This window comes from Megamonas funiformis, from assembly GCF_010669225.1.
GTDB lineage: Bacteria > Bacillota > Negativicutes > Selenomonadales > Selenomonadaceae > Megamonas > Megamonas funiformis.
This window is the reverse complement of record NZ_CP048627.1, coordinates 1,843,775-1,865,168: the sequence shown is the minus strand read 5'-3', so window position 1 is coordinate 1,865,168 and position 21,394 is coordinate 1,843,775. Positions and strand designations below refer to the sequence as shown.

Below are 21,394 nucleotides of genomic sequence, written 5' to 3'. Positions count from 1 at the left end.
ATTTAAAAATACAAAAAAGTAATGTATTATATTTATTTGTTCATTTCTTTGGTGGCAAAGAAACGAACCAAAGAAAGCCACCGCAGATAAAATTTTAGCTTTGAAAAAAATTATCATTTCATACAAAGCTTAAAACTCGCTACGCTCAGACAGTTAAGCAAAAAACGTATTCAATGATAATATTTTTCAATAATCTTACGATTACCGCTAAATTTTATAATGCGGAAGAAGTAACGTAATAATAACCGAATATCCCTCACGTTAGCAAATTATAATTGTTCATTTTTTTGGTGGTAAAGAAATAGATAAAAAAGATATCATAAATAAATTTTAAAATACAAAAGAGGTTAATATATGAAATTTGATTTTGTTTTTGTGCTATAGTATAATATAGGCAAAAGAAGAGAATAAACTGATGTTCGCTACGTCAGCCCTCTTCTGAGAATTCTGCAAAAATGGAGAAGAGGCTGTCCGTTAAGACGGCTTCTTTTTTATTTCAATTTTAATTGAGATAAGAAAGTATAGTAAATACAAGAGTTAAGAAAGAGATTATCAAAGATAATACTTCATAATCGGTCATATTTACCACCTCCCTCAAAAGAGAGAGAGCCGACACATCAATTTATTCTCCGCAGGATATTGTATCATAAAGGCAAGTGAAAGGCTTGTCTTTTTTTATGCCTTTATTAAATTTTTAAAATACGAAAAATGATAAATAAATATATTTGTTCATTTCTTTGATGGCAAAGAAACGAACCAAAGAAAACCACCGCAGATAAAATTTTTAATTTTGAAAACAATTATCGCTTCATACAACGCTTAGAAACTCGCTACGCTCAAACATTCAGACTAAAACCGTATTCAGCGATAATTTTTTTCAATAACTAGCGTTACCATTAAAATTTTAAAATGCGGAAGAAGTAACATAATAATAACCAAATATTCCTCACGTTAGCAAATTTTGCGGTAGCCGTAGGCTATTGGCAAGGATAAAATCATGACTATGAATTTAGCTCTACTGTTTGAGCGAAGCGAGTTTAGAGCGTTATAGTAATGATTTTATAATTGACAAAGAAAAATTGGTATCGGGAGGTAGAGTTCTTTTGTTACTTTTCTTGCTCATGAAAGAAAAGTAAATATAAAATAGGGTGTTTGTTCATTTCTTTAATGATAGAGAAACGAACCAAAGAAAGCCATTGCAGATAAAATTTTAGTTTTGAAAATAAAATTATAGATTAAAAATATTTTGCTACGTGTTCTTTGATGAAGTCTATAGCTTTATTAGTTATAGTTTTTTTCTGTGAATATCCTTTATTAATTTTACTAGCTATATCCATTCTATTGGTGAGTCCGCTATAATTGTATTCTTGAATTTGTTCAGCTATGAAAGCTGGTTCTAGGTCGTATTCTGTAGCGAAGTTTTTGATTTCTTGTTGTTGTTGTTCATCTTCAAAATTTTTGAAGGCATCATCAATAGAACTGTCTGGATTTAAATTTGGAATGACTTCATCTAAGAATTTTTCAATTAAATCTATTTTATAACGTAATTTTTGATTGCCACTGCGATTTAATTCTGTTTTTATTTGTTGTACTTCTGTCTGTTGTTTGGTTTTGTCATGTCGTTCTATATTATGGATAAGGTTCATAATATAATCAAGATTAATATTGTCTGTGGCTACAAGTTCAATACAGAAATCTATGTCATCTAAAATAGAAGTCTTTGTTTTATCATAAGAGTATTTTAGATTTTCATGGATTAAGAAATATTTTGATTTGTAGTCTTCAAAATCTTGTATGTTGATATCTTGAATTTGTTTATCAAAGTCAAATTCAGTGAAGTTATTTAAAACATTTTTTGTTTTGATTAAATCACGGAAGGCTAAAACGAATTCTTTTTGTTCTTTTTCGGTGATTAAATCATCTACATATTCAGGTTTTGAAGCAACGGATAATAATGTTTTTATTTTTTCACGGAATTGATTTAAATAATAATCAAAGTCTTTTACTAAAACATCATCAATATTGCTAGTTTGAGAGAATAAGCGGATAGCGTCATCAGTTTTTGTCTTTAAATTGCGATAGCAAACGATATTGCCAAATGGTTTTGTAGTATGTTCTACGCGATTGGTACGAGAATAAGCTTGTAGTAGATTGTGATATTCTAAATTTTTATCTACATATAAAGTATTCAATACTTTGGCATCAAAACCAGTTAACATCATACCGACTACAATTACAATATCTATTTGAGCTGTTTTGATTTTTTTCATTAAATCACTAGCAAAAGCAGGGAATGTAGTTACATGGTAATTTGTATTATACATTTTATTATAGTCAGTGATGATTTTTTCAAGGCTATCTTTAGAATGTTCTTGTTTAAATTCTAGGTCTTCATTTTCTTCGTAAGTGAAGATAGCAGATATTCTTAAATCTGTATTTAATTCTTTAAAAATATTGTAATAAGCTATCAATGTTTTTATATTAGCTACAGCGAATAAAGCGTTATATCTGCGGTTATTTGTTTTTCTATCGTGATTATCTATGATATGTTGGGCAATGAGTTGTAGTCTTTTTGGTTCAGAGAAAACTTCTTCTTTGTCGATATTTTCTACTTTTGTATCATCAAATGGATCATATTTTCCTTCAAATGTTTTGATATATTCTACATTGAAGCCCAACACATTATGGTCGAAGATAGCATCTTTGATTAAATAAGTGTGTAGACATTTGCCGAAGATATCTGCTGTGGTGCGGTTGTCTTGTGATTTATTTTCTATAAAACGTGGTGTACCAGTAAAACCGAAGATTTGAGCTTTAGTAAATGCTTTTTTGATATTAGTTAGCTGTTTGCCAAATGTAGAGCGATGACATTCATCAAAGATGATGATTACTTTTTCTTGAGCGTATTTGGCGAAATAATCGTTATATCTTGGCGTAGTAGTGGCTTTGGCTAATTTTTGAATAGTAGTAACGATGAAATTTGTATGTTCATCTTTTATTTGTTTAGCTAGTATGGCTGTATTATCAGTAGCGTCTATAGAGTTAGCTTCAAATTTATTGAATTCCTGTGTAGTCTGGCGGTCAAGGTCAGAGCGGTCGACTACGAATAATATTTTTTTGATAGATGGTTGTTTAGCTAATAATTGCCCACATTTAAAAGAAGTGAGTGTTTTTCCTGAGCCTGTAGTATGCCAGATATAGCCACCTTCATTAGTATTGAGTGCTTGTTGAATTAATTTTTGTGTAGCATATACTTGATATGGTCGCATAATCATTAAGTTTTTATCTGTATCATTGATAATCATATAATTATAAATCATGTCTAATAGATGATTAGGATTTAAAAAGCTTTGTGCAAAATCAGCTAATTTAGTTATGCGTTTATTGTGTTCATCAGTCCAAAAGAAAGTAAGACTATATAGAGGATTGTAATCGCTGTTGGCATAATATTTAGTATCGACACCATTGGAGATGACAAAAATCTGAATGAAGCGAAAGAGATTGCAATAAGAATGTATTTTGTAGCGATTAATTTGATTAAAGGCTTTTTTGATATCTTGACCACGTTTTTTTAGTTCAATTTGTACAAGTGGCAAACCATTGATAAGAAGTGTTACATCATAGCGAGCATCATTTTTTGTAGTTGCATTATGCACTTTTATTTGATGAGTAATTTGGAAAGTATTATTGCTAAAATTTTCTGTATCTAATAATTTAAAATAAATTTGACTACTATCATCACGTTCTATAGTGAATTTATCATGTAAAAATTTAGCTGATTGATGGATACTTTTACCACCAATTTTAGTCAATAAACGATCAAATTCTTTATCTGATAAATCTTTGCCATTGAGTGTTTCTTGATTAAGTTTATTTATTTGTTTGCGAAAATTAATAAATAAGTCATCAGCATTACTGCTTTTAACTTTTTTATATTGGCTAGATAATTGTTGGATAAGCTCTTTTTCTAATTCATTTTCACTTTGTGGGTACATAATAATAATACCTTTCTAGTTTATTTTTTTATTTTATGTAATAAATATATAAAGAAAGACTACTCCTAATCATCAGGGAATAGTCTTTTTGTCTTTTATTATACTATATCTAAAGTTGTATTTCAAAATACATAAAAGAGTGTTCATTTTCTTTAGTGGTAAAGAAAATGAACCAAAAGAAAGCCACTGCAGATAAAATTTTAGCTTTGAAAAAAATTATCATTGTATATAATACTTAAAACTCGCTACGCTCAGACAGTTAAGCAAAAGACGTATTCAATAATAATATTTTTCAATAATCTTATGATTACCGCTAAATTTTATAATGCGGAAAAATAACGTAATAATAACCAAATGTCCCTCACGTTAGCGAATTTTGCGGTAGCCGTAGGCTATTGGCAAGAATAAAACCATGACTATGAATTTAGCTCTACTGTTTGAGCGAAGCGAGTTTAGAGCGTTATAGTCATGGTTTTATAATTGACAAAGAAAAATTGGTATCGGGAGGTAGAGTTCTTTTGTTACTTTTCTTGCTCATGAAAGAAAAGTATGTATAAAATAGGGGGTTTGTTTATTTCTTTAGTGATAAAGAAACGAACCAAAGAAATCACCCGCTCACGCACTTTTTACTTTGCTGATAGCTACCGTAAAAAGATGCTAAAATGCGGGAAATGTTTGGTGTTATTAAAGATTTTCAATAACTGACATTATCATTAAAATTTTAAAATGCGGAAAAAGTAACGTATTATTTATTGTGAAGTAGATATTCTTGAAGATTTTGTAAAAATAATTGAGCTGGTTTAGTGAGTATTTGATGTTTTTTCCAGACTAAATCTATTTGTGCTTCAAGTGGTGGATATAGTGGTTTGAAGCATAAATTAGTGCCGTTTGTGTTCACTAGATTAGCAAGACAAAGGGCTGAGCCTAGATTTTCTTGAACCATGATAGAGGCGTTATAGATTAAGTTATAGTTAGCAACTATATTTAATTGAGTGAAATTTTGATTGAGCCAGCCTGCTATTTTATTGCTGACCATTGTTTGACTTGAACATATTAAGGGGATATTCAAAATATCAGAAGATGTTATATATTCTTTATCGGCAAGAGGAGAATTTTTTAACAGTAATAGTCCCCAAATGTCTTTTACAGGTAAGGTGATAAAATTATATTTTTGTTTATCATGGGCATCAATCAATAAGCCAAAATCTAATATACCTTTATCTAGTTGTTCGATTACAGTATCAGCATTTCCACTAAAGATATGATAATGTATATCTTTATGTGTTTTTTTTATTTTAGTCATAGTTTTGGCTAGAAATTTAAAGGCATTTGTTTCTGCACAGCCGATATATATATCGCCACTGATGATTTCATGAGAATTTTTTAGAGCATTAATCGTTTTTGCTTGTAATAAAATTATTTCTTTGGCTTTGTTATATAAAAATAGACCTTCGGAAGTCAAAGTAATTTTGCGATTGGAGCGGATAAATAATTTACAATTTAGTTCTTTTTCTAAATCCATTAATTGACGAGATAAAGTGGGCTGTGTTATATGCAAAACTTGAGAAGCTTTTAAAATATTTTCTTCTTCAACTACTGTTACGAAATATTTTAAAACACGTATATCCATAAAAACCTCCAGATTTTAGTATTAAAAAATATAGATGAATTATATTATATTTTATTATGCTTAAAAAGTATAGTTTATTATTAAATATAAGTATTTGATATAGTAGAAATGGTAAATTATAATGAAAGCAAAGAAAAAATTATTTATTAATCTAAAAAAGAGAGTAAATATAAAGGTGGGTTAGTGATGAACTTTAAGAAAAATTTAAAAATAGTTAGAGCAATTACCATGTGTTTGGCATTAGGGACAATGGGGTGCATAAATATGAATATGGTATCAGCAAGTGATAATTTGCAAGCACCAAAAAGTGCCTTCGATAAGAATTATAAACCAGATATGTCAAGAGGTGCAGATAATTTTTATCAAAGTGATAAAGTAAATATGCAAAAAGTTGAATTTAAAAATCAATATAATATGACAGTTGTGGGCAATTTGTTCGTACCTAAAAATTTAGCGCAAAATGAAAAAGCTCCAGCTATTATTGTAGGGCACCCTATGGGAGCTGTAAAAGAACAATCGGCAAATTTATATGCTACAAAAATGGCAGAACAAGGTTTTGTAACTTTAGCTATGGATTTATCTTTCTGGGGAGAATGTGAAGGTCTACCAAGAAATAGCGTATCTCCTGATATTTATGCAGAAGACTTCAGTGCAGCAGTTGATTATTTAGGTACACGTGATTTTGTGGATAAAGATAGAATTGGTGTTATTGGCATTTGTGGTAGTGGTAGTTTTGCTATCAGCGAAGCAAAAATTGATTCTCGTTTAAAAGCTATAGCTACAGTTAGTATGTATGATATGGGTACAGCTACTAGAAGTGCTTTAGGTCATAGCCAAAGCGTAGACCAGAGAAAAGAAATCATCAAAGAAGCGTCTAATCAGCGTTATAGTGAATTTTTAGGACAAGAACGCAAATATACAAGTGGTACAGCTGATAAATTGAGTGAAAATCCTTCTGATATTGAAAAAGAATTTTATGATTTTTTATCGTACTACAAGAGGATATAGTGCAAATACAACAACACACCCAACACTTACAAGTAATGTGAAATTCATGAATTTCTATCCATTTAATGATATCGAAACAATTTCTCCAAGAACATTGTTATTTATCGCTGGCGAAGATGCTCATTCTAAAGAATTTAGTGAAGATGCTTATAAATTAGCAGCAGAGCCAAAAGAATTATATATTGTGCCGAATGCAGGTCATGTGGATTTATATGATAGAACAGATGTAATTCCATTTGCAAAATTAACAGAGTTCTTTAAAGATAATTTATAAGAAATAAAAAATTTACTTAAAAGAATTTTAAAGTAATTAAGTATTTAACGTAGTATTTGTTAGTGAGAAAGAGAAGTAGAGTTACTTCTCTTTTTTATTGGTAAGTGAAATTGGAAGTAATTTTTAATCAAAAATAATATAAATAAAAGGGAGCGATAAAAGATGAAATTATGTATGAAAATAATATTATGATGTTATTTAATTTTGATGATGTCTGTTAGTGCATTGGCAAAAGATATATCAGATACAGAAGCAAGAACAGATAAAGAATTATTACCAGCATTAAAACAAAGTAGAGAGATGGATTTTGCTAAAACTGGTGTGCAAGGATATAAGGATTTATTCAATAATTTAGTTGGTTCTAAGGATTTGCCGAAAGATGAAAATGTAAATGTATATGATGTATATGTAGAAAATCCTGATAGTGATAAGGATTTACGTTTGCGCATTTATAAGCCAGTGAATAAACAAGATAATTTAGCTGGTATTTTGTGGATACATGGTGGTGGATATTTATTTGGTGTGCCTGAACAAGATGAGATGCAAAGTATTCGCTTTGCTAAAGAAGTAGGTGCAGTAGTTGTAGCTGTAGATTATAGATTAGCGCCTGAAAATAAATATCCAGCTAGTTTAAATGACTGTTATACAGCTTTAGGTTATTTATTTAAAAATGCAGATAAATTAGGTGTAGATAAGGAGAGAATTGCTGTAGCTGGTGCTAGTGCAGGTGGCGGATTATGTGCAGCTACTGCTTTAATGGCTAGAGATAAAGGCGAATATAAATTAGCTTTTCAAATGCCTCTTTATCCAATGATTGACGATAGATTTCAGACGCCAGCAAGTCAAGAAAATATAGATTTGCGAGTTTGGAATAATGTAGCTAATAAATACGCATGGCATGCTTATATTGGTGATTTAGCAGGAACAGATGAAGTGTCTTATTATATGGCTCCAGCTAGAGCAAAAGATTTGACAGGTTTGCCACCAGCATATTCTTGTGTAGGTAATTTAGACCCATTTAGAGATGATACTATAAATTATATGGCAAGATTAGCTCAAGCAGGTGTGCCAGCAGAATTACATGTTTATCCAGGAGCGTATCATGCTTTTGAAGTGATTGCACCTGATACACAATATGCAAAAGATGTAGTCAATGAATATGTAAAAGTTTTAAATAAAGCTTTGAATAAATAAAATAGTTTATTGATATTTTCAAGATGTATTTAGGAGCGAAATTATGACTAAGAATAATTTAATCGTATTTATTTTGACTATAGGCGTATTTAGTATCTTAAATACGGAGATGGGTGTCATTGGTATATTGCCAATAGTTGCAAGTACTTATAATATAGAAATATCTGTGGCTGGTTTATTAGTTAGCTTATTTGCTTTAGCAGTAGCTGTGTCTGGTCCGATATTACCTTTATTATTATCTAAATATAATCGCAAAACGATTATGATAATATCTTTGGGAACTTTTTTTGTTTGTAATGTGATATCTGCTTTTGCAGGAAGTTTTTGGCTTGTATTAGTGGCAAGAGTAGTGCCTGCATTTTTACACCCTGTATATGTTTCATTATCTTTTGCTATAGCTTCTTCATCTGTATCAGAAAAAGAAGCACCTAAGGCAGTAGCAAAAGTAATGGTTGGTGTTTCAGCTGGTATGGTGCTTGGTGTACCAGTTATGAGTTATATTGCAAATTTATTTTCTTTAGAAATAGCTATGCTTGCTTTTGCTTTGGTGAATTTAATCGCTTTAGCATTGACAATAATATATGTACCATCTATGCCAGTCAAAGAAAAAATGTCTTATGGCTCTCAGCTCAAAATTTTAAAAGATATTAATTTATGGTGGGCTTTGATAGCTGTAATTTTATTAAATGGTGCAAATTTTGGTGTATATAGTTATTTAGCCGATTATTTAGAAAGAGTATCGCTATTATCCACAGAATTTGTGAGCATTACACTTTTGATTTTCGGTTTAGCGAATATTTTAGGCAATGTTATTGCTGGTAGATTATTAAGCCAAAGACCACTTTCATTTGTAGGGATATATCCATTTTTGTTAACAGTATTATTTTTAGTAATGCTATTTTTAGGCAATATGGGTTTTGTAATCATGGGTATAGTTTTAATCTGGGGAATACTCGTGGGTTGTGCTGCTAATATTAATCAGTATTGGATAACAAGAGTGGCATCTAATGTGCCTGATTTTGCTAATGCTTTATTTTTAGTAGCTACAAATGTAGGTACTTGTATAGCAGCTTTTGTATGTGGTATTTTCATTGATGAATTTGGTATAAATAATGTAGTTTTAGGTGGCATTTTATTCACTGTATTGAGTATAGGTTTCTTTTTTGCGGGAATAAAAAAATCACCAAAGGAGAAAATGTTAAAAGTAAATAAAGCAGTATAAAAAAATCCTCTATAGTTAAATGAATTATTCATCACTAACTATAGAGGATTTTTTATATATTTAGGAGCATGTCATACCAGACAACGCCACCATGTGTAGATTTAGAAATACCTAAATTTTGAAATCCAAATTGTTCATAAAATGGAATAAGTTGATGTTTACAGCATAAAATAATTCCAGTGCGTTTTTCTTTTTGAGCCTTTTCAATAAGATTTTTCATTAATTTAGTTGCAATGCCTAAATGTTGATAAGATGGCAATACATCAATACCAAAGATTGTTTGATACTTTCCTTGAGGTTGATGAAGTTTAGCATTTGTATACATTTCATCAGTAATAGTTTCTTCATCAGTTACCATACCATTGACAAAACCTATAATTTCATTATCATCATGTTTATGAATTTTGGCTACTAAGAAATGATTAGGAAATACATCAAATCTAGATTTTAAAGTATTTAAACTAGCACTTTCTTGGGATGAAAAACATATTTGCTCAATATCTGCAAGAGTTATTAAATCATCAGCTGTTGCAGTAGTAATAGATATCATAAAAACCCCATCACATCATTTATTATTTTGCTCATTAAAGAGAGCTTTTAATTTTTTTTTGCGTTTTTTCTTGAAAGAATTGGAATAACGTTCTTCTTCACTGAAGATACAACCACAATAAGGCTGACGATATAATTCTAAATCAATGCTTGTTTGTGTTCCTTCAGCAAATCCTGGTCGAAAATCTTCATAGAAGAAAGGAATACCTACCGCTTGAGAAATTTTTTGAGCGACATCTTTCATCATTTCATGGTTTTGATAAGGACTGACAAATAAAGTTGATGAGAATGCATCAAAATTATTTTCTTTAGCATAAATTGCTGTTTGATGAAGTCGCCAAGCATAACACATACGGCAGCGTCGATTATCTAAATTAAGACCATCTGTATTTTTTTCGATAGTTAAAGCACGTTGTAAAAAATCTCGTAATTGATAATTTGTATCTACGATAAGTTTTAAATCAACTTTTTGTGCATATTCTTGTGCAGTTGTTAAACGGTGCTTAAATTCTTTATAAGGGTGAATATTAGGATTGAAAAAATATCCTGTAATATCATGACCTTCTGAACGAAGTTTTGGCACTGGATAACAAGCGCATGGACCACAACACATATGAAGTAATATATTCATTTATAAACTCCCTAAATAAATATAAATTATTCCGTTTTTGTCAAACCAAGATGTTCATAACCAAGCTTGGTAACAACTCGCCCTCTAGGAGTGCGATTGATAAAGCCTAATTGAAGTAAATAAGGCTCATAAACATCACCGATAGTATCTGTTTCTTCGCTTACTGCTGCAGCTAATGTTTCAAGACCGACAGGGCCACCGCCAAATTTATTAATCATAGTGAGTAAAATATTGCGATCAATATGGTCAAGCCCCATCTTGTCAATTTCAAGCATAGCTAGAGCCGTATCTGCGATTTCATCAGTGATAATACCGTCGCCTTTTATTTGAGCGAAATCACGAACTCGTTTTAAAAGGCGATTAGCTACTCGAGGTGTTCCACGAGAGCGACGTGCGATTTCCAAAGCTCCTCTATCTTCGATAGGTATATTTAAGATTTCAGCGGAGCGCTTGATAATAAAAACTAATGATTCAGGTGTGTAATATTCTAGGCGAGAAATAACACCAAAGCGATCACGTAGTGGAGAGGCTAAGGCACCAGCTTTAGTAGTCGCTCCAATGAGTGTAAATGGCGCAATATCAAGACGAATAGAGCGAGCGCTTGGCCCTTTACCGATGATGATATCCAAGGCAAAATCTTCCATAGCGGAATATAAAACTTCTTCTACGCTATGAGAAAGACGGTGAATTTCATCAATAAATAATACGTCTTTTTCGGTGAGGTTCGTAAGTAGTGCTGCTAAATCGCCAGAGCGCTCAATAGCTGGCCCAGAAGTTACACGGAAGTTTACTCCCATTTCATTAGCGATAATATTGGCAAGTGTAGTTTTACCGAGTCCAGGAGGTCCGTATAAAAGTACATGGTCAAGAGCTTCATTGCGATTTAAAGCTGCTTGAATGAAAATAGATAAATTATCTTTGACTTTATCTTGTCCTATATATTCTTGTAATTTCTTAGGGCGTAGAGAATACTGCCAATTATCAATATCCATCTCGCCACCAGAAACTATGCGTTCATTAAAGTCTTCCATTAAATAAAATTTGCCTCCATAGATAAAATTTTAAAAGATTATTTTATAAGTGGTTTATTTAAAAAATCTCGACCAAAGACTTTAATTGTATAGTAAAAACCAATGAGGAAAGGTATATATTCAGCGATTAAGCGCCATGTAACAGCTACAATACCGACAGTACCTTCTGGTAACATAGAGTTAAACAATAATATAAAACCACCTTCGGCGATACCAGAACCTCCTGGCGTTGGAGAAAAGTAAAGTAAGATGTTTAAAATTATCATACGTCCCATGGCTAAGACACCATCAAAATCATCAGTTAAACTAAACATTAAAATTGGTACGATAGCATAGATAAAAAGTAAACTTAAGCCCGACGTAATATAGACTTTAAGCATTTTTAAAGGAGAAGCTAATAAAAGTTTTATAGCTAATTTATTATCTCGATAAAAAGAAAGAAATGCTTTTGCTTTTTTGTAAGAAAGTCGACGAACAAATTTAATTACTAGATAATCTAAGTAATTATGCTTGAAACACCAAATCAACATCAAAATAACTAAAAAAGCCAAACTAGAGATAATCATTAAAGTTTCATCAGAAATCCATGGGATTATACCTGCATCATGCATGAAGATAAACGGCATGCACATGATTAAAAACATGATGGATAAAATTGTGCGGACAATGACAATTATAGTGGCTTTTCCGACAGGTATTTCAGCATGACGTAAAAAGAGTACTTGAGCAATTGCACCACCGCTGAAACCAGGTGTTAGCAGTGCTAAGAAATAATTGCCAAATACTACATGTAATGCTTGTGAAAATGAGATTTTTTCGTTGGAGATATTAACTAACTGGACAAGTCTTAAACCATCTAAAAATAAACCAAAGCTAATGGAAATCAAAGCTGCGATTATTGCTAGAGGATTGAACTGTGTCAAACTAGATAAAGTATTAATATCCACTGTGAAATAAATGACTCCAGCAGAAATCACAGATACGAAAAAAATTAAGACACAAAGTCTTTTATGGAATTTGTTCATTAATATAAACCTCATTAATATGGGATAATTTGATAATCATTATGTTATATTGTACCATTTTTTTAGATGAAGTGTAAAGCAAAGCAATAAATACTAATCTAATAAATAGATGATAAATATTGAGTAAAAAATAAAAGGACAAGCACTTATTAAAAATAAATGCTTGCCTATAATTTATCTATCTTTTAGCTTGATTTTTAATGCGATTTACAGGGATATTAGCTAATAATGCAACAGAATTATCATCATTTTCCAAAGAAATTTCCATTTCATTTTTATTTATATCCATGTAATGAGAAATTACCTCAATTATATCGTTTTTTAAAGCTTGCATAACTTCAGGAGAAATATTAGCACGGTCATGAATTAATACGACTTTTAATCTATCTTTAGCAATTTCTTTAGATGTTTTTTGATTTCTATTTAATAATTTCATTACAACCTCAAACATAATATTATGCTCTCCTTAATTAAAATAATTTTTTTAATCTATCAAAGAAAGACTCTTTAGTACGGAAAGTCATAAATGGAACATCTTCACCACAAAGACGTCTAGTGATATTTTGATAAGCTATACCAGCTTGAGATTTTGTATTAGCAATTACAGGTTCACCACGGTTAGTAGAAGATACGACCATTTCATCATCTGGAATTTGACCGATACATTTTATAGCTAAGATATCGTTGATATCATCAAGGTCTAGCATTTCACCTTTAGCTACCATATCAGGACGAATTCTGTTGACGATTAATAAGATATTTTCTTTATCAGCGCGGTTCAATTCACCAATAATTTTATCGGCATCACGAACAGCAGAGATTTCAGGCATAGTAACAACTAAAGCGATATCAGCAGCGGCTACAGCTGTTTTGAAACCTTGTTCAATACCAGCAGGGCAGTCAATCAAGATGAAATCAAAATCTGCACTCATTTCTGAACATAAAGCGACAACTTGTTCAGGAGATACGGCGAGTTTATCTTTTGTCTGAGATGTAGGCAATAAGAATAATGTCTCATATTTTTTATGGCGAACAAGGGCTTTTTTGTAAGGAATTTTACCAGATGTTACATCTACTAAATCATACATAATGCGATTTTCTAAACCTAATAATAAGTCAAGATTGCGAAGCCCTGTATCTGTATCAATAAGTGCGACTTTATATCCTTTCATGGCAAGACCAGCACCTATATTGGCTGTAGTAGTAGTTTTGCCTACACCACCTTTACCAGAAGTAATAACAATGATTTTACAATTTGTATTAGTTTGGGTCATATAAGATTACTGTTGCCTTTTTGCACTACAAGACAAACAGAAAAGCACCTCTCTTTACAATTATATACTTTTACTTTGTGCAAATTAATTTTCTCGATTGAATGGCTCTAGGATAATGGTATTATCACAGATAATAGCTTTTTCAGGAGTTGATGATTTTTTATTATCAGTAATATTTTCACTATTATCTGGTGCTCTAGCAATTAAATGTGCTATACGTATTTGCAGTGGCGATAATTTATCAGCAATTATATAAGAATTAATATCGCCATAGGCTCCAGCATAGACAATGCCACGACAATGACCATGAATATCAATATTTCCACCAGCTATGATTTTAGCACCAGGATTGACATTTCCTTCAATGACGATAGAGCCTTTAGAAAAAATTTCTTCGCCTCCACGTACAGTGCGTTTGATGATTAATGGCGGATTTTGTGCTGAACAATGTTGGTTTGTAGCTGTCTTGTCAACAGTTACAATTTTTAAATTTAATTGATATTGTTTTAAGATATCAGCTAATATATTTTGCTCTTCTTGAGAGAATTTATCATCTTTGAGCAATATAGTAGTATTAGCTTCAAAAAAATTGGAACAAGAAGCTAATTTTTTACTTAATGCTTCTTTAATTTGATTGAAATTAGCTTTTTTTGTTATGACTAAAATTAAGCCATCATTAGAACCTTTAAACGTTATTAATTCATTCATATAATCACTTCATTTTATTATTATTATTGTGCAGGAGCTGGTTGATTTTCTGGAGTTTTTGGCTTATCTAAACCAAAAGCAGCACTTAGAATTTTATATCCAATAGGTACGGCAGAAGTAGCACCATAACCTGCATTTTCTACGATAACAGCTACAGCAATATTAGGATTATCAAATGGACCGTAGGCTACAAACCAACCATGATCACGACCATGAGAGTTTTCGGCAGTACCTGTTTTACCAGCAATTGGTACAGGGAAGTCTTTAAACATGGCAGCTGCTGTACCGACAGTACTAACTTCATGTAGACCTTCTTGAACAAGACTGATAACAGATGGATCAATATTTAAATCACGTTCAACTACTGGATCAAAATGTTTGATTACCGTACCATCTAGAGCTATGATATCTTTTACTAAATATGGGCGATATTTTTTACCACCATTAGCAGCTTCACTCATAACTAAAGCCATTTGTAATGGTGTAGCAAGTGTGAACCCTTGACCTATAGAAGCGTCAAATGTTTCAGCAAGATACCAATCTTCATCAAATACCTTACGTTTGTATTCAGGGCAAGCAACATTACCTACTGCTTCATATGGTAAGTCTATGCCTGTTTTTTCACCAATACCAAAGATACGAGCCCATTTTGCTAATCTATCAATGCCTAAACGGTTACCCATTTCGTAGAAATAAACGTTATCAGAATGAGCTAAGGCTTGTTCAAAATTGATATAACCTAAAGCTTCACCATCAGCATTTGTTTTTGGAATTATCCAGTGCTGACCAGAGTCAAAAATTAATTCATCAGGAGTTACTACTTTTTCCATTAAAGCAGCAGTACCTGTGATGATTTTGAAAGTAGAACCAGGAGGATATTCACCAGTTACAGCTTTATTATCAAGAGGATAATGTGGATTATTATTTATAGCATTCCAGTCTTTAGTGGAAATACCAAGAGCAAATAAATTTGGGTCATAAGTTGGACGACTAACCATAGCTAATACTTCGCCAGTTTGAGGATTTAAAACTACAGCGGCAGCAGCCTGCGCATTGATGCCAGACATTACTTCGTCCATGGCTTTTTCTGTAGCTTCTTGAAGATTGTGGTCAATAGTCAAAGTAAGACTTGCACCACTTACAGGATTTTTCATGCCTAGACGTTGAACAGGACGACCGGTAACGTCAACTTCGACTTGTTCACCACCAGGAATACCACGAAGGTATTTATCATAGTATTTTTCAAGACCGAATTTACCAATGATATCACCTAATTTATAGGAATCATCACCAGCTTTTTTCTTGTCTTCAAGTTCACTATCGCTGATTTCACTTACATAACCAAGAGCATGAGCTCCTTCATATTTATAGATATAGTTACGTACTGGTTTTGTATCGATAAATACACCTGGGTATAAATCTTGTTGTTCTTCAATGATAGTTACTATTTCAGGTGGCACATCTATTTTTAAGGTAACAGGGTCAAAACCAGAGTGATGAGAAATTTTTTCATTTATTTCATCAACACTGATATTTAATAAAGTAGCCAAGCGAGCCACTACTTCAGGAGATACAGGCTCTAAAGATGGCAATAATTCTACAGTAAAAGCAGGTCGATTATTTACTAATTGTACACCATTGCGGTCATAGATAATGCCTCGAGGTGCAGACGTGGAAACAAGACGAATGCGGTTACCATCTGCTAATTTAGAAAAATATTCGCCTTGATAGATTTGTAAATAAACTAATCGACTAATGAGTGCAACAACTATAAGTGTTACAATAGCAGCTAAAATTTTTAAACGTTTATCAAGAAATTTCAACTTTAATTTACTCCTATAATAAATTAAGACACCCTTAGGTGTCTTAAAGTCATTTAATATCGTATAGATATAAAAATATGCTTACCTAAAAGTTAATATAATTATATCATACTCTTTTAGATTTTTTATAAATTATTTATGATTGTGAGCTATTCATCACTCTAAAATTAATTTCTAACCTAAGGTTAGAATTGTTCAGATCTTTTTATCCAATATTGAAGTTTAGCGTCGATTTTAACAACGATAAAATATACAGGATAAGCAAATACTAGATTATAGATAAGAGCGATAATCATATTGTTTATGACAAGCCAGATATTATAACTATAACCTAATAAAAAGATGAATAAAGCAATGATAAAATAATTTAAAAAAGTAGAAAATACACTAGCTACAATAGGTAAAAATATATTTTCTTTGTAGATTAGTTGAGATATCTTATGGATTAAGATACAGATGATAACAAGACTTAAAGTATGGATACCAAGGAATGTACCAGAAGCTAAATCTTGAAATAATCCTGCACAAAATCCATATAAAATAGCATATTTATCATAAATAATGCTAAAGAAAATAACTAATAATAAGATTAAATCTACAGAAATTCCATCATAAGCAATAATGTTAAAAACAGATGATTGTAGAATATAGGCAATGAATATTAATAAAAAACATGGTATTACTGTTTTCATTTTGTATCACCTGTAGTAGGTTGAGCTGGAGTTTGAGCATTTGCTTGAGCTGGTGCTGTAGGAGCTGGAGTTGCAGCAGGTTGAGCTACTTCACGATGGTTAATGATAACAGCAACATTTTCAAGTTTTTGAAAATCTACACAAGGATATAAAGTTGCATATTGTAATAATCCACCAGAATCATTTTTTATAGCAGCTACAGAGCCGATAGGAATTCCTTTTGGATAGATACCACCAAAACCAGAAGTGATGATAGTATCGCCTTCTACGATATTAGCATTTTGAGGGATATTAGTCATATTGATTGCTGAATTGGAATCAGCAGAACCCTTGACTATACCAGCTACTCGAGAATCAGCACGTTGAACAATAGAACCAACAGCAGAGCGAGGGTCAGTGATAAGTTCAACTTCAGAATAAGAAGCATAAGCTTCATGAATATTACCTACAAGACCATCAGGAGTAATGACAGTCATATTTTTTTGTACACCATCATCTGTACCACGATTGATAATGATATGACTGCTCCAAGTAGCACTATCACGACCAATAACGTTGGCAGGTAATAAATCAAATTGCAAATTAGCTTTTTTATAATTTAATAATTGACGCAGATTAGCATTTTCTGCTTCAAGCTCAGCTGTACGAGCAACCTTGAGTTTTAAATCATCGTTTTGAGCTTTTAATTCTCTATTTTGGTCGTAAACATAAAATACATCATAAACATAGTTACGGAAATCATTACATTTACTTGAAACTGCGCTAGTAACAGATTGAAATGGTGCTAAAACATTTACAACAATAGAATTAGCAAGTGGTGCATTAAATCTACCAATAGCAGCAAAAAAGAGAATACAAATTATGCTTATAATGATAAATAAGACGATTAATGAACGTTTAGAGGGTGATTTCATTATTTATTCAACTTCTTATCACTAATAATTACATTGTTTAAGAGATTGATATTTTCTAAAGATTTACCAGTACCTTCACCAACACAAGATAATGGGTCTTCAGCAATGATTACAGGCATACCTGTTTCTTGAGAAAGTAATTTATCTAAATTGTGTAATAAAGCACCGCCACCAGTTAGCATGATACCACGGTCTAAGATATCAGCAGCAAGTTCAGGTGGTGTTCTTTCAAGTGTTACTTTTACAACATCAACAATTTTCTTAACTGGTTCTTTCAAAGCTTCAGTGATTTCTTCAGCATGAATTTTTAATGTTTTTGGCAAGCCACTAACGAGGTCACGACCACGGATTTCAAAATCTTTTTCCATGTCATCACTAACCATAGCATTACCGATAGACATTTTGATTTCTTCAGCAGTACGTTCACCAATCATGAGGCTGTATTTACGTTTTATATATTGAATGATAGCAGTGTCTAAAGCGTCACCAGCAACACGAAGAGAACAGCTTGTAACAATACCACCAAGAGATATAACAGCGATTTCTGTAGTACCACCACCGATATCAACTACCATACTTCCAGTAGCTTCTTCAACAGGTAGACCAGCACCAATAGCAGCAGCCATAGGTTCTTCAATTAAATATGCTTCTCTAGCACCTGCTTGAATAGCAGCATCTATAACAGCACGTTTTTCTACTTCAGTTACACCAGATGGTACACCTACAACAACACGTGGTTTGCTAAAGGAAGAACCATTTCTAGCTTTATTGATAAAGTATTTTAACATTGCTTGAGTAACTTCAAAATCAGCAATTACGCCATCTTTCATTGGGCGAATAGCTACGATATTGCCTGGAGTACGACCAATCATGCCTTTGGCATCAGAACCAACAGCAAGAACTGCTCCTGTATCCTTTCTAATAGCAACAACAGATGGTTCTCTAAGCACAATACCTTTTCCTTTTAAATGCACAAGGGTATTGGCTGTTCCTAAATCGATACCGATATCTTGGGAAAAACCACCAAATAAATTCCACTTCATGTTAAAACATTCTCCCTTCAATTTTATAACAATCTGACTACTTATTTTATCATACCTTGTTGTTTTAAGCTAGTAAATTTATTATCTCCAACAATAATATGATCTAAAATTTCTATATCAAGTATTTTACTGCCTGCTATTAGCTTTTTTGTTATATGAATATCTTCCATACTTGGGCTAGGATCGCCACTAGGGTGATTGTGTACAAGTATCATAGATGAAGCAAAATGATTGATAGCACAGCGAAAAACTTCACGAGGGTGAACTATAGAAGCATTTAAGCTTCCTATAGAAATATCTGGAAAAGCAATGATTTGATTTTTAGTATCTAAAAGTAAAATGGCAAAGTGTTCTTTTTTCTCATAGCGAAGTCTAGGCATTACATAATTTACTACATCTAAAGGTCTTTTTATCGCCAATTTTTGTGCAGAAGGTTTTTTAGCTAGACGCAAACCTAATTCAATAGCAGCTAACAGCGTAGTAACTTTAGCAAGCCCTAAACCTTTTATGGAAATCAATTCTTTTGGTGAAGAATTCACAAGAGAAGCCAAGCCATCTTCTTTGTATTTAGCTAGAATTTCTTGAGATAATTCAAATACAGATTTTTTTCGTGTACCAGAATGTAATAATATAGCTAATAATTCAACATTGCTTAAAGCTTTAGCTCCAAGAGTTAAAAGTTTTTCGCGGGGTCGTTCTTCATCAGGTAAATCTTTGATACTTGTGCTCATAAATCAACATCAGCTTTTTTACATAAATTATATAAACAATTTAAAGGCAAACCTACTACATTGAAATAACAGCCATTGATTTTTTCAATAAAAATAGAAGCTAATCCTTGAATAGCATAAGCTCCTGCTTTATCTTGTGGTTCTTTTGTTTTAATATAATTTAAAATTTCCTCATCAGATAAATTTTTCATGGTAACATCAGTAGTACAAACATCAGAAAATATTTTTCCATTTTTTATCAATGCAATACCAGTGCAAACTTGATGTGTTTTTCCTGAAAGATTTTTGAGCATACAAAAAGCATCATTATCATCTTTAGGTTTACCATAAATTTTGTTGTCTAAGGCAACTACAGTGTCGGAACCTAAAATTATTTCATCTTTATGATGGTTATCAACGCTGGCTTTTGCTTTTAAAATAGCATTTTGCATGACTAATTTTTGTGGATTGGGTTCATCGCGAAAAGTGAGTTCTTCACAACTGCTAGGACGACAAACGAATTTGCAACCGATTTGTGATAATAACTCTTTACGACGCGGTGAAGATGAAGCTAAGACTAACATAAAAAATCCCTTCTATAAGTAATTTTGTTTATTAATATGCTTTTACATATGAATACTAATCATACGATATAAGATAACTATTGTATTAGGATTTATATAAAAATAAAAAATAGCATATTATGAATGGTTAAGTTCATTATAGCAGAGAACATAAAGCTTTTCATCTAATTTTACTAAATTTTAATTTTGCATAATATTAAAATCAAACTGTATAAATATTCTGATTATCTATAATATTGGCTTGACTGAAACACAACCTCAATGGTATAATTCTGGATATAACTTGCAAATTTTGGAAATCGTTGTTATTTTCACAGAGGAGATAGTGCGATGGAGATAAATAATAGTAAAGAATTAGAAGAAAAAATTAAATGTCTAGATAAAATGACTGATGAAGAAATTGTAATGCAGATAAAAGAAAAGCATGATGATGTCGCACTAGATTATATCATAAAAAAATATCGCAATTTAGTTAGAGTAAAGGCAAGAGCGTATTTTTTAATTGGTGCTGATAGAGAAGATATCATTCAAGAAGGAATGATAGGACTATATAAAGGCGTCCGAGATTTTCGCAGTGATAAATTATCTTCATTTAGAGCATTTGCCGAAATGTGTATTACACGACAAATTATAACGGCAGTAAAGACAGCTACAAGACAAAAACATATACCATTAAATTCATATGTATCGCTAAATAAACCAATTTATGATGAAGAATCAGACCGTACCTTGCTAGATATAATTTCTGGCTCTGTTGTTATTGACCCTGAAGAGATGATGATTCATCGTGAAGAATTCTTAGATATTGAAGATAAGATGGAAAAATTATTAAGTGATTTAGAATGGAAAGTCTTAATTGCATATCTTGATGGTAAATCTTATCAAGAAATTGCTGTAGAATTACATAGACATGTAAAATCAATTGATAATGCGCTACAAAGAGTAAAGAGAAAACTAGAAAAATATGTAGACGGTCATGGTAACATAGACATAAAAGGTAGTATGAGTGATTTTGGTTCTGTAGGTAAATATTTAAGAGATATGTATTAATTAAAAAGCTGTAATTTTTAAGTTTTTATGCTTAAAA

At 31.7% G+C, this 21,394-nt stretch carries 20 protein-coding genes; 5 read left to right on the top strand and 15 right to left on the bottom strand.

The features are described from left to right. Nucleotides 1-1,235: 1,235 nt before the first annotated feature. Nucleotides 1,236-3,995, bottom strand: coding sequence for a type I restriction endonuclease subunit R (locus GXM21_RS09430; RefSeq protein WP_008537187.1), 2,760 nt, complete (start codon nucleotides 3,993-3,995; stop codon nucleotides 1,236-1,238). A 745-nt stretch (nucleotides 3,996-4,740) separates the two neighbouring features. Next, on the bottom strand, nucleotides 4,741-5,625 hold the full coding sequence (locus GXM21_RS09425; RefSeq protein WP_008537188.1) for a LysR family transcriptional regulator: 885 nt from the start codon (nucleotides 5,623-5,625) through the stop codon (nucleotides 4,741-4,743). Nucleotides 5,626-5,811: 186 nt separating this feature from the next. Between GXM21_RS09425 and GXM21_RS09420 the strand changes: the two genes are divergently transcribed. The 4 genes from GXM21_RS09420 (at nucleotide 5,812) to GXM21_RS09410 (ending at nucleotide 9,323) form a co-directional block, all read left to right on the top strand. After that, the gene (locus tag GXM21_RS09420) at nucleotides 5,812-6,633 is read left to right on the top strand and encodes an alpha/beta hydrolase (protein WP_008537189.1); all 822 of its coding nucleotides are present in this window, start codon (nucleotides 5,812-5,814) and stop codon (nucleotides 6,631-6,633) included. Then, nucleotides 6,602-6,907, top strand: a complete 306-nt coding sequence (locus tag GXM21_RS13075; RefSeq protein WP_008537190.1) for an alpha/beta hydrolase — start codon at nucleotides 6,602-6,604, stop codon at nucleotides 6,905-6,907. Before GXM21_RS09420 ends, GXM21_RS13075 begins: the two co-directional genes overlap by 32 nt. A gap of 207 nt (nucleotides 6,908-7,114) precedes the next feature. Next, entirely contained in the window at nucleotides 7,115-8,101 is a 987-nt protein-coding gene (locus GXM21_RS09415) for an alpha/beta hydrolase (RefSeq protein WP_008537191.1), read from the top strand. 43 nt (nucleotides 8,102-8,144) lie between these two features. Then, the gene (locus GXM21_RS09410) at nucleotides 8,145-9,323 is read left to right on the top strand and encodes an MFS transporter (RefSeq protein WP_008537192.1); all 1,179 of its coding nucleotides are present in this window, start codon (nucleotides 8,145-8,147) and stop codon (nucleotides 9,321-9,323) included. A gap of 52 nt (nucleotides 9,324-9,375) precedes the next feature. On the opposite strand, the gene GXM21_RS09405 is transcribed toward GXM21_RS09410, so the two are convergent. From GXM21_RS09405 to GXM21_RS09345, 13 genes are all read right to left on the bottom strand, one after another. Continuing rightward, nucleotides 9,376-9,873: a GNAT family N-acetyltransferase gene (locus GXM21_RS09405; RefSeq protein WP_008537194.1), complete on the bottom strand. Its 498-nt coding sequence runs from the start codon at nucleotides 9,871-9,873 to the stop codon at nucleotides 9,376-9,378. A 15-nt stretch (nucleotides 9,874-9,888) separates the two neighbouring features. After that, complete coding sequence (locus GXM21_RS09400) at nucleotides 9,889-10,503, bottom strand: epoxyqueuosine reductase QueH (protein WP_008537195.1); 615 nt, start codon at nucleotides 10,501-10,503, stop codon at nucleotides 9,889-9,891. Nucleotides 10,504-10,529: 26 nt separating this feature from the next. Then, nucleotides 10,530-11,534: a Holliday junction branch migration DNA helicase RuvB gene (ruvB, locus tag GXM21_RS09395; RefSeq protein ID WP_008537196.1), complete on the bottom strand. Its 1,005-nt coding sequence runs from the start codon at nucleotides 11,532-11,534 to the stop codon at nucleotides 10,530-10,532. A 38-nt stretch (nucleotides 11,535-11,572) separates the two neighbouring features. After that, entirely contained in the window at nucleotides 11,573-12,559 is a 987-nt protein-coding gene (locus GXM21_RS09390; protein ID WP_008537197.1) for a lysylphosphatidylglycerol synthase transmembrane domain-containing protein, read from the bottom strand. A gap of 178 nt (nucleotides 12,560-12,737) precedes the next feature. After that, on the bottom strand, nucleotides 12,738-13,010 hold the full coding sequence (gene minE, locus GXM21_RS09385) for a cell division topological specificity factor MinE (protein WP_008537198.1): 273 nt from the start codon (nucleotides 13,008-13,010) through the stop codon (nucleotides 12,738-12,740). Between the two features lie 19 nt (nucleotides 13,011-13,029). Beyond that, nucleotides 13,030-13,833, bottom strand: a complete 804-nt coding sequence (gene minD / locus GXM21_RS09380; protein WP_008537200.1) for a septum site-determining protein MinD — start codon at nucleotides 13,831-13,833, stop codon at nucleotides 13,030-13,032. 84 nt (nucleotides 13,834-13,917) lie between these two features. Continuing rightward, on the bottom strand, nucleotides 13,918-14,541 hold the full coding sequence (locus GXM21_RS09375; RefSeq protein ID WP_008537201.1) for a septum site-determining protein MinC: 624 nt from the start codon (nucleotides 14,539-14,541) through the stop codon (nucleotides 13,918-13,920). 23 nt (nucleotides 14,542-14,564) lie between these two features. Further along, a complete protein-coding gene (gene mrdA / locus GXM21_RS09370) occupies nucleotides 14,565-16,364 on the bottom strand; it encodes a penicillin-binding protein 2 (protein WP_008537202.1) in 1,800 nt (599 codons plus the stop codon). A 185-nt stretch (nucleotides 16,365-16,549) separates the two neighbouring features. Next, nucleotides 16,550-17,056 (bottom strand): rod shape-determining protein MreD, encoded by a 507-nt coding sequence (gene mreD / locus GXM21_RS09365; RefSeq protein WP_008537203.1) that lies wholly within the window; start codon nucleotides 17,054-17,056, stop codon nucleotides 16,550-16,552. Beyond that, nucleotides 17,053-17,970, bottom strand: coding sequence for a rod shape-determining protein MreC (gene mreC, locus GXM21_RS09360; protein ID WP_008537204.1), 918 nt, complete (start codon nucleotides 17,968-17,970; stop codon nucleotides 17,053-17,055). The genes mreD and mreC overlap by 4 nt, the downstream gene beginning before the upstream one ends. Beyond that, nucleotides 17,970-19,013: a rod shape-determining protein gene (locus GXM21_RS09355; protein WP_008537205.1), complete on the bottom strand. Its 1,044-nt coding sequence runs from the start codon at nucleotides 19,011-19,013 to the stop codon at nucleotides 17,970-17,972. Before GXM21_RS09355 ends, mreC begins: the two co-directional genes overlap by 1 nt. 41 nt (nucleotides 19,014-19,054) lie before the next feature. Beyond that, on the bottom strand, nucleotides 19,055-19,744 hold the full coding sequence (gene radC / locus GXM21_RS09350; protein WP_008537206.1) for a RadC family protein: 690 nt from the start codon (nucleotides 19,742-19,744) through the stop codon (nucleotides 19,055-19,057). Next, the gene (locus GXM21_RS09345; protein WP_008537207.1) at nucleotides 19,741-20,307 is read right to left on the bottom strand and encodes a Maf family protein; all 567 of its coding nucleotides are present in this window, start codon (nucleotides 20,305-20,307) and stop codon (nucleotides 19,741-19,743) included. Before GXM21_RS09345 ends, radC begins: the two co-directional genes overlap by 4 nt. Nucleotides 20,308-20,637: 330 nt before the next feature. On the opposite strand from GXM21_RS09345, the gene sigH reads away from it, so the two are divergent. After that, the gene (sigH, locus tag GXM21_RS09340; RefSeq protein ID WP_008537208.1) at nucleotides 20,638-21,357 is read left to right on the top strand and encodes an RNA polymerase sporulation sigma factor SigH; all 720 of its coding nucleotides are present in this window, start codon (nucleotides 20,638-20,640) and stop codon (nucleotides 21,355-21,357) included. Nucleotides 21,358-21,394 lie beyond the last annotated feature (37 nt).

What these genes read in the sequence shown, in the direction of transcription:
- GXM21_RS09430 (WP_008537187.1), bottom strand. Translation starts at nt 3,995, where the DNA reads ATGTACCCACAAAGTGAAAATGAATTAGAAAAAGAGCTTATCCAACAA.
- GXM21_RS09425 (WP_008537188.1), bottom strand. Translation starts at nt 5,625, where the DNA reads ATGGATATACGTGTTTTAAAATATTTCGTAACAGTAGTTGAAGAAGAA.
- GXM21_RS09420 (WP_008537189.1), top strand. Translation starts at nt 5,812, where the DNA reads ATGAACTTTAAGAAAAATTTAAAAATAGTTAGAGCAATTACCATGTGT.
- GXM21_RS13075 (WP_008537190.1), top strand. Translation starts at nt 6,602, where the DNA reads ATGATTTTTTATCGTACTACAAGAGGATATAGTGCAAATACAACAACA.
- GXM21_RS09415 (WP_008537191.1), top strand. Translation starts at nt 7,115, where the DNA reads ATGATGTCTGTTAGTGCATTGGCAAAAGATATATCAGATACAGAAGCA.
- GXM21_RS09410 (WP_008537192.1), top strand. Translation starts at nt 8,145, where the DNA reads ATGACTAAGAATAATTTAATCGTATTTATTTTGACTATAGGCGTATTT.
- GXM21_RS09405 (WP_008537194.1), bottom strand. Translation starts at nt 9,873, where the DNA reads ATGATATCTATTACTACTGCAACAGCTGATGATTTAATAACTCTTGCA.
- GXM21_RS09400 (WP_008537195.1), bottom strand. Translation starts at nt 10,503, where the DNA reads ATGAATATATTACTTCATATGTGTTGTGGTCCATGCGCTTGTTATCCA.
- ruvB (WP_008537196.1), bottom strand. Translation starts at nt 11,534, where the DNA reads ATGGAAGACTTTAATGAACGCATAGTTTCTGGTGGCGAGATGGATATT.
- GXM21_RS09390 (WP_008537197.1), bottom strand. Translation starts at nt 12,559, where the DNA reads ATGAACAAATTCCATAAAAGACTTTGTGTCTTAATTTTTTTCGTATCT.
- minE (WP_008537198.1), bottom strand. Translation starts at nt 13,010, where the DNA reads ATGTTTGAGGTTGTAATGAAATTATTAAATAGAAATCAAAAAACATCT.
- minD (WP_008537200.1), bottom strand. Translation starts at nt 13,833, where the DNA reads ATGACCCAAACTAATACAAATTGTAAAATCATTGTTATTACTTCTGGT.
- GXM21_RS09375 (WP_008537201.1), bottom strand. Translation starts at nt 14,541, where the DNA reads ATGAATGAATTAATAACGTTTAAAGGTTCTAATGATGGCTTAATTTTA.
- mreD (WP_008537203.1), bottom strand. Translation starts at nt 17,056, where the DNA reads ATGAAAACAGTAATACCATGTTTTTTATTAATATTCATTGCCTATATT.
- mreC (WP_008537204.1), bottom strand. Translation starts at nt 17,970, where the DNA reads ATGAAATCACCCTCTAAACGTTCATTAATCGTCTTATTTATCATTATA.
- GXM21_RS09355 (WP_008537205.1), bottom strand. Translation starts at nt 19,013, where the DNA reads ATGAAGTGGAATTTATTTGGTGGTTTTTCCCAAGATATCGGTATCGAT.
- radC (WP_008537206.1), bottom strand. Translation starts at nt 19,744, where the DNA reads ATGAGCACAAGTATCAAAGATTTACCTGATGAAGAACGACCCCGCGAA.
- GXM21_RS09345 (WP_008537207.1), bottom strand. Translation starts at nt 20,307, where the DNA reads ATGTTAGTCTTAGCTTCATCTTCACCGCGTCGTAAAGAGTTATTATCA.
- sigH (WP_008537208.1), top strand. Translation starts at nt 20,638, where the DNA reads ATGGAGATAAATAATAGTAAAGAATTAGAAGAAAAAATTAAATGTCTA.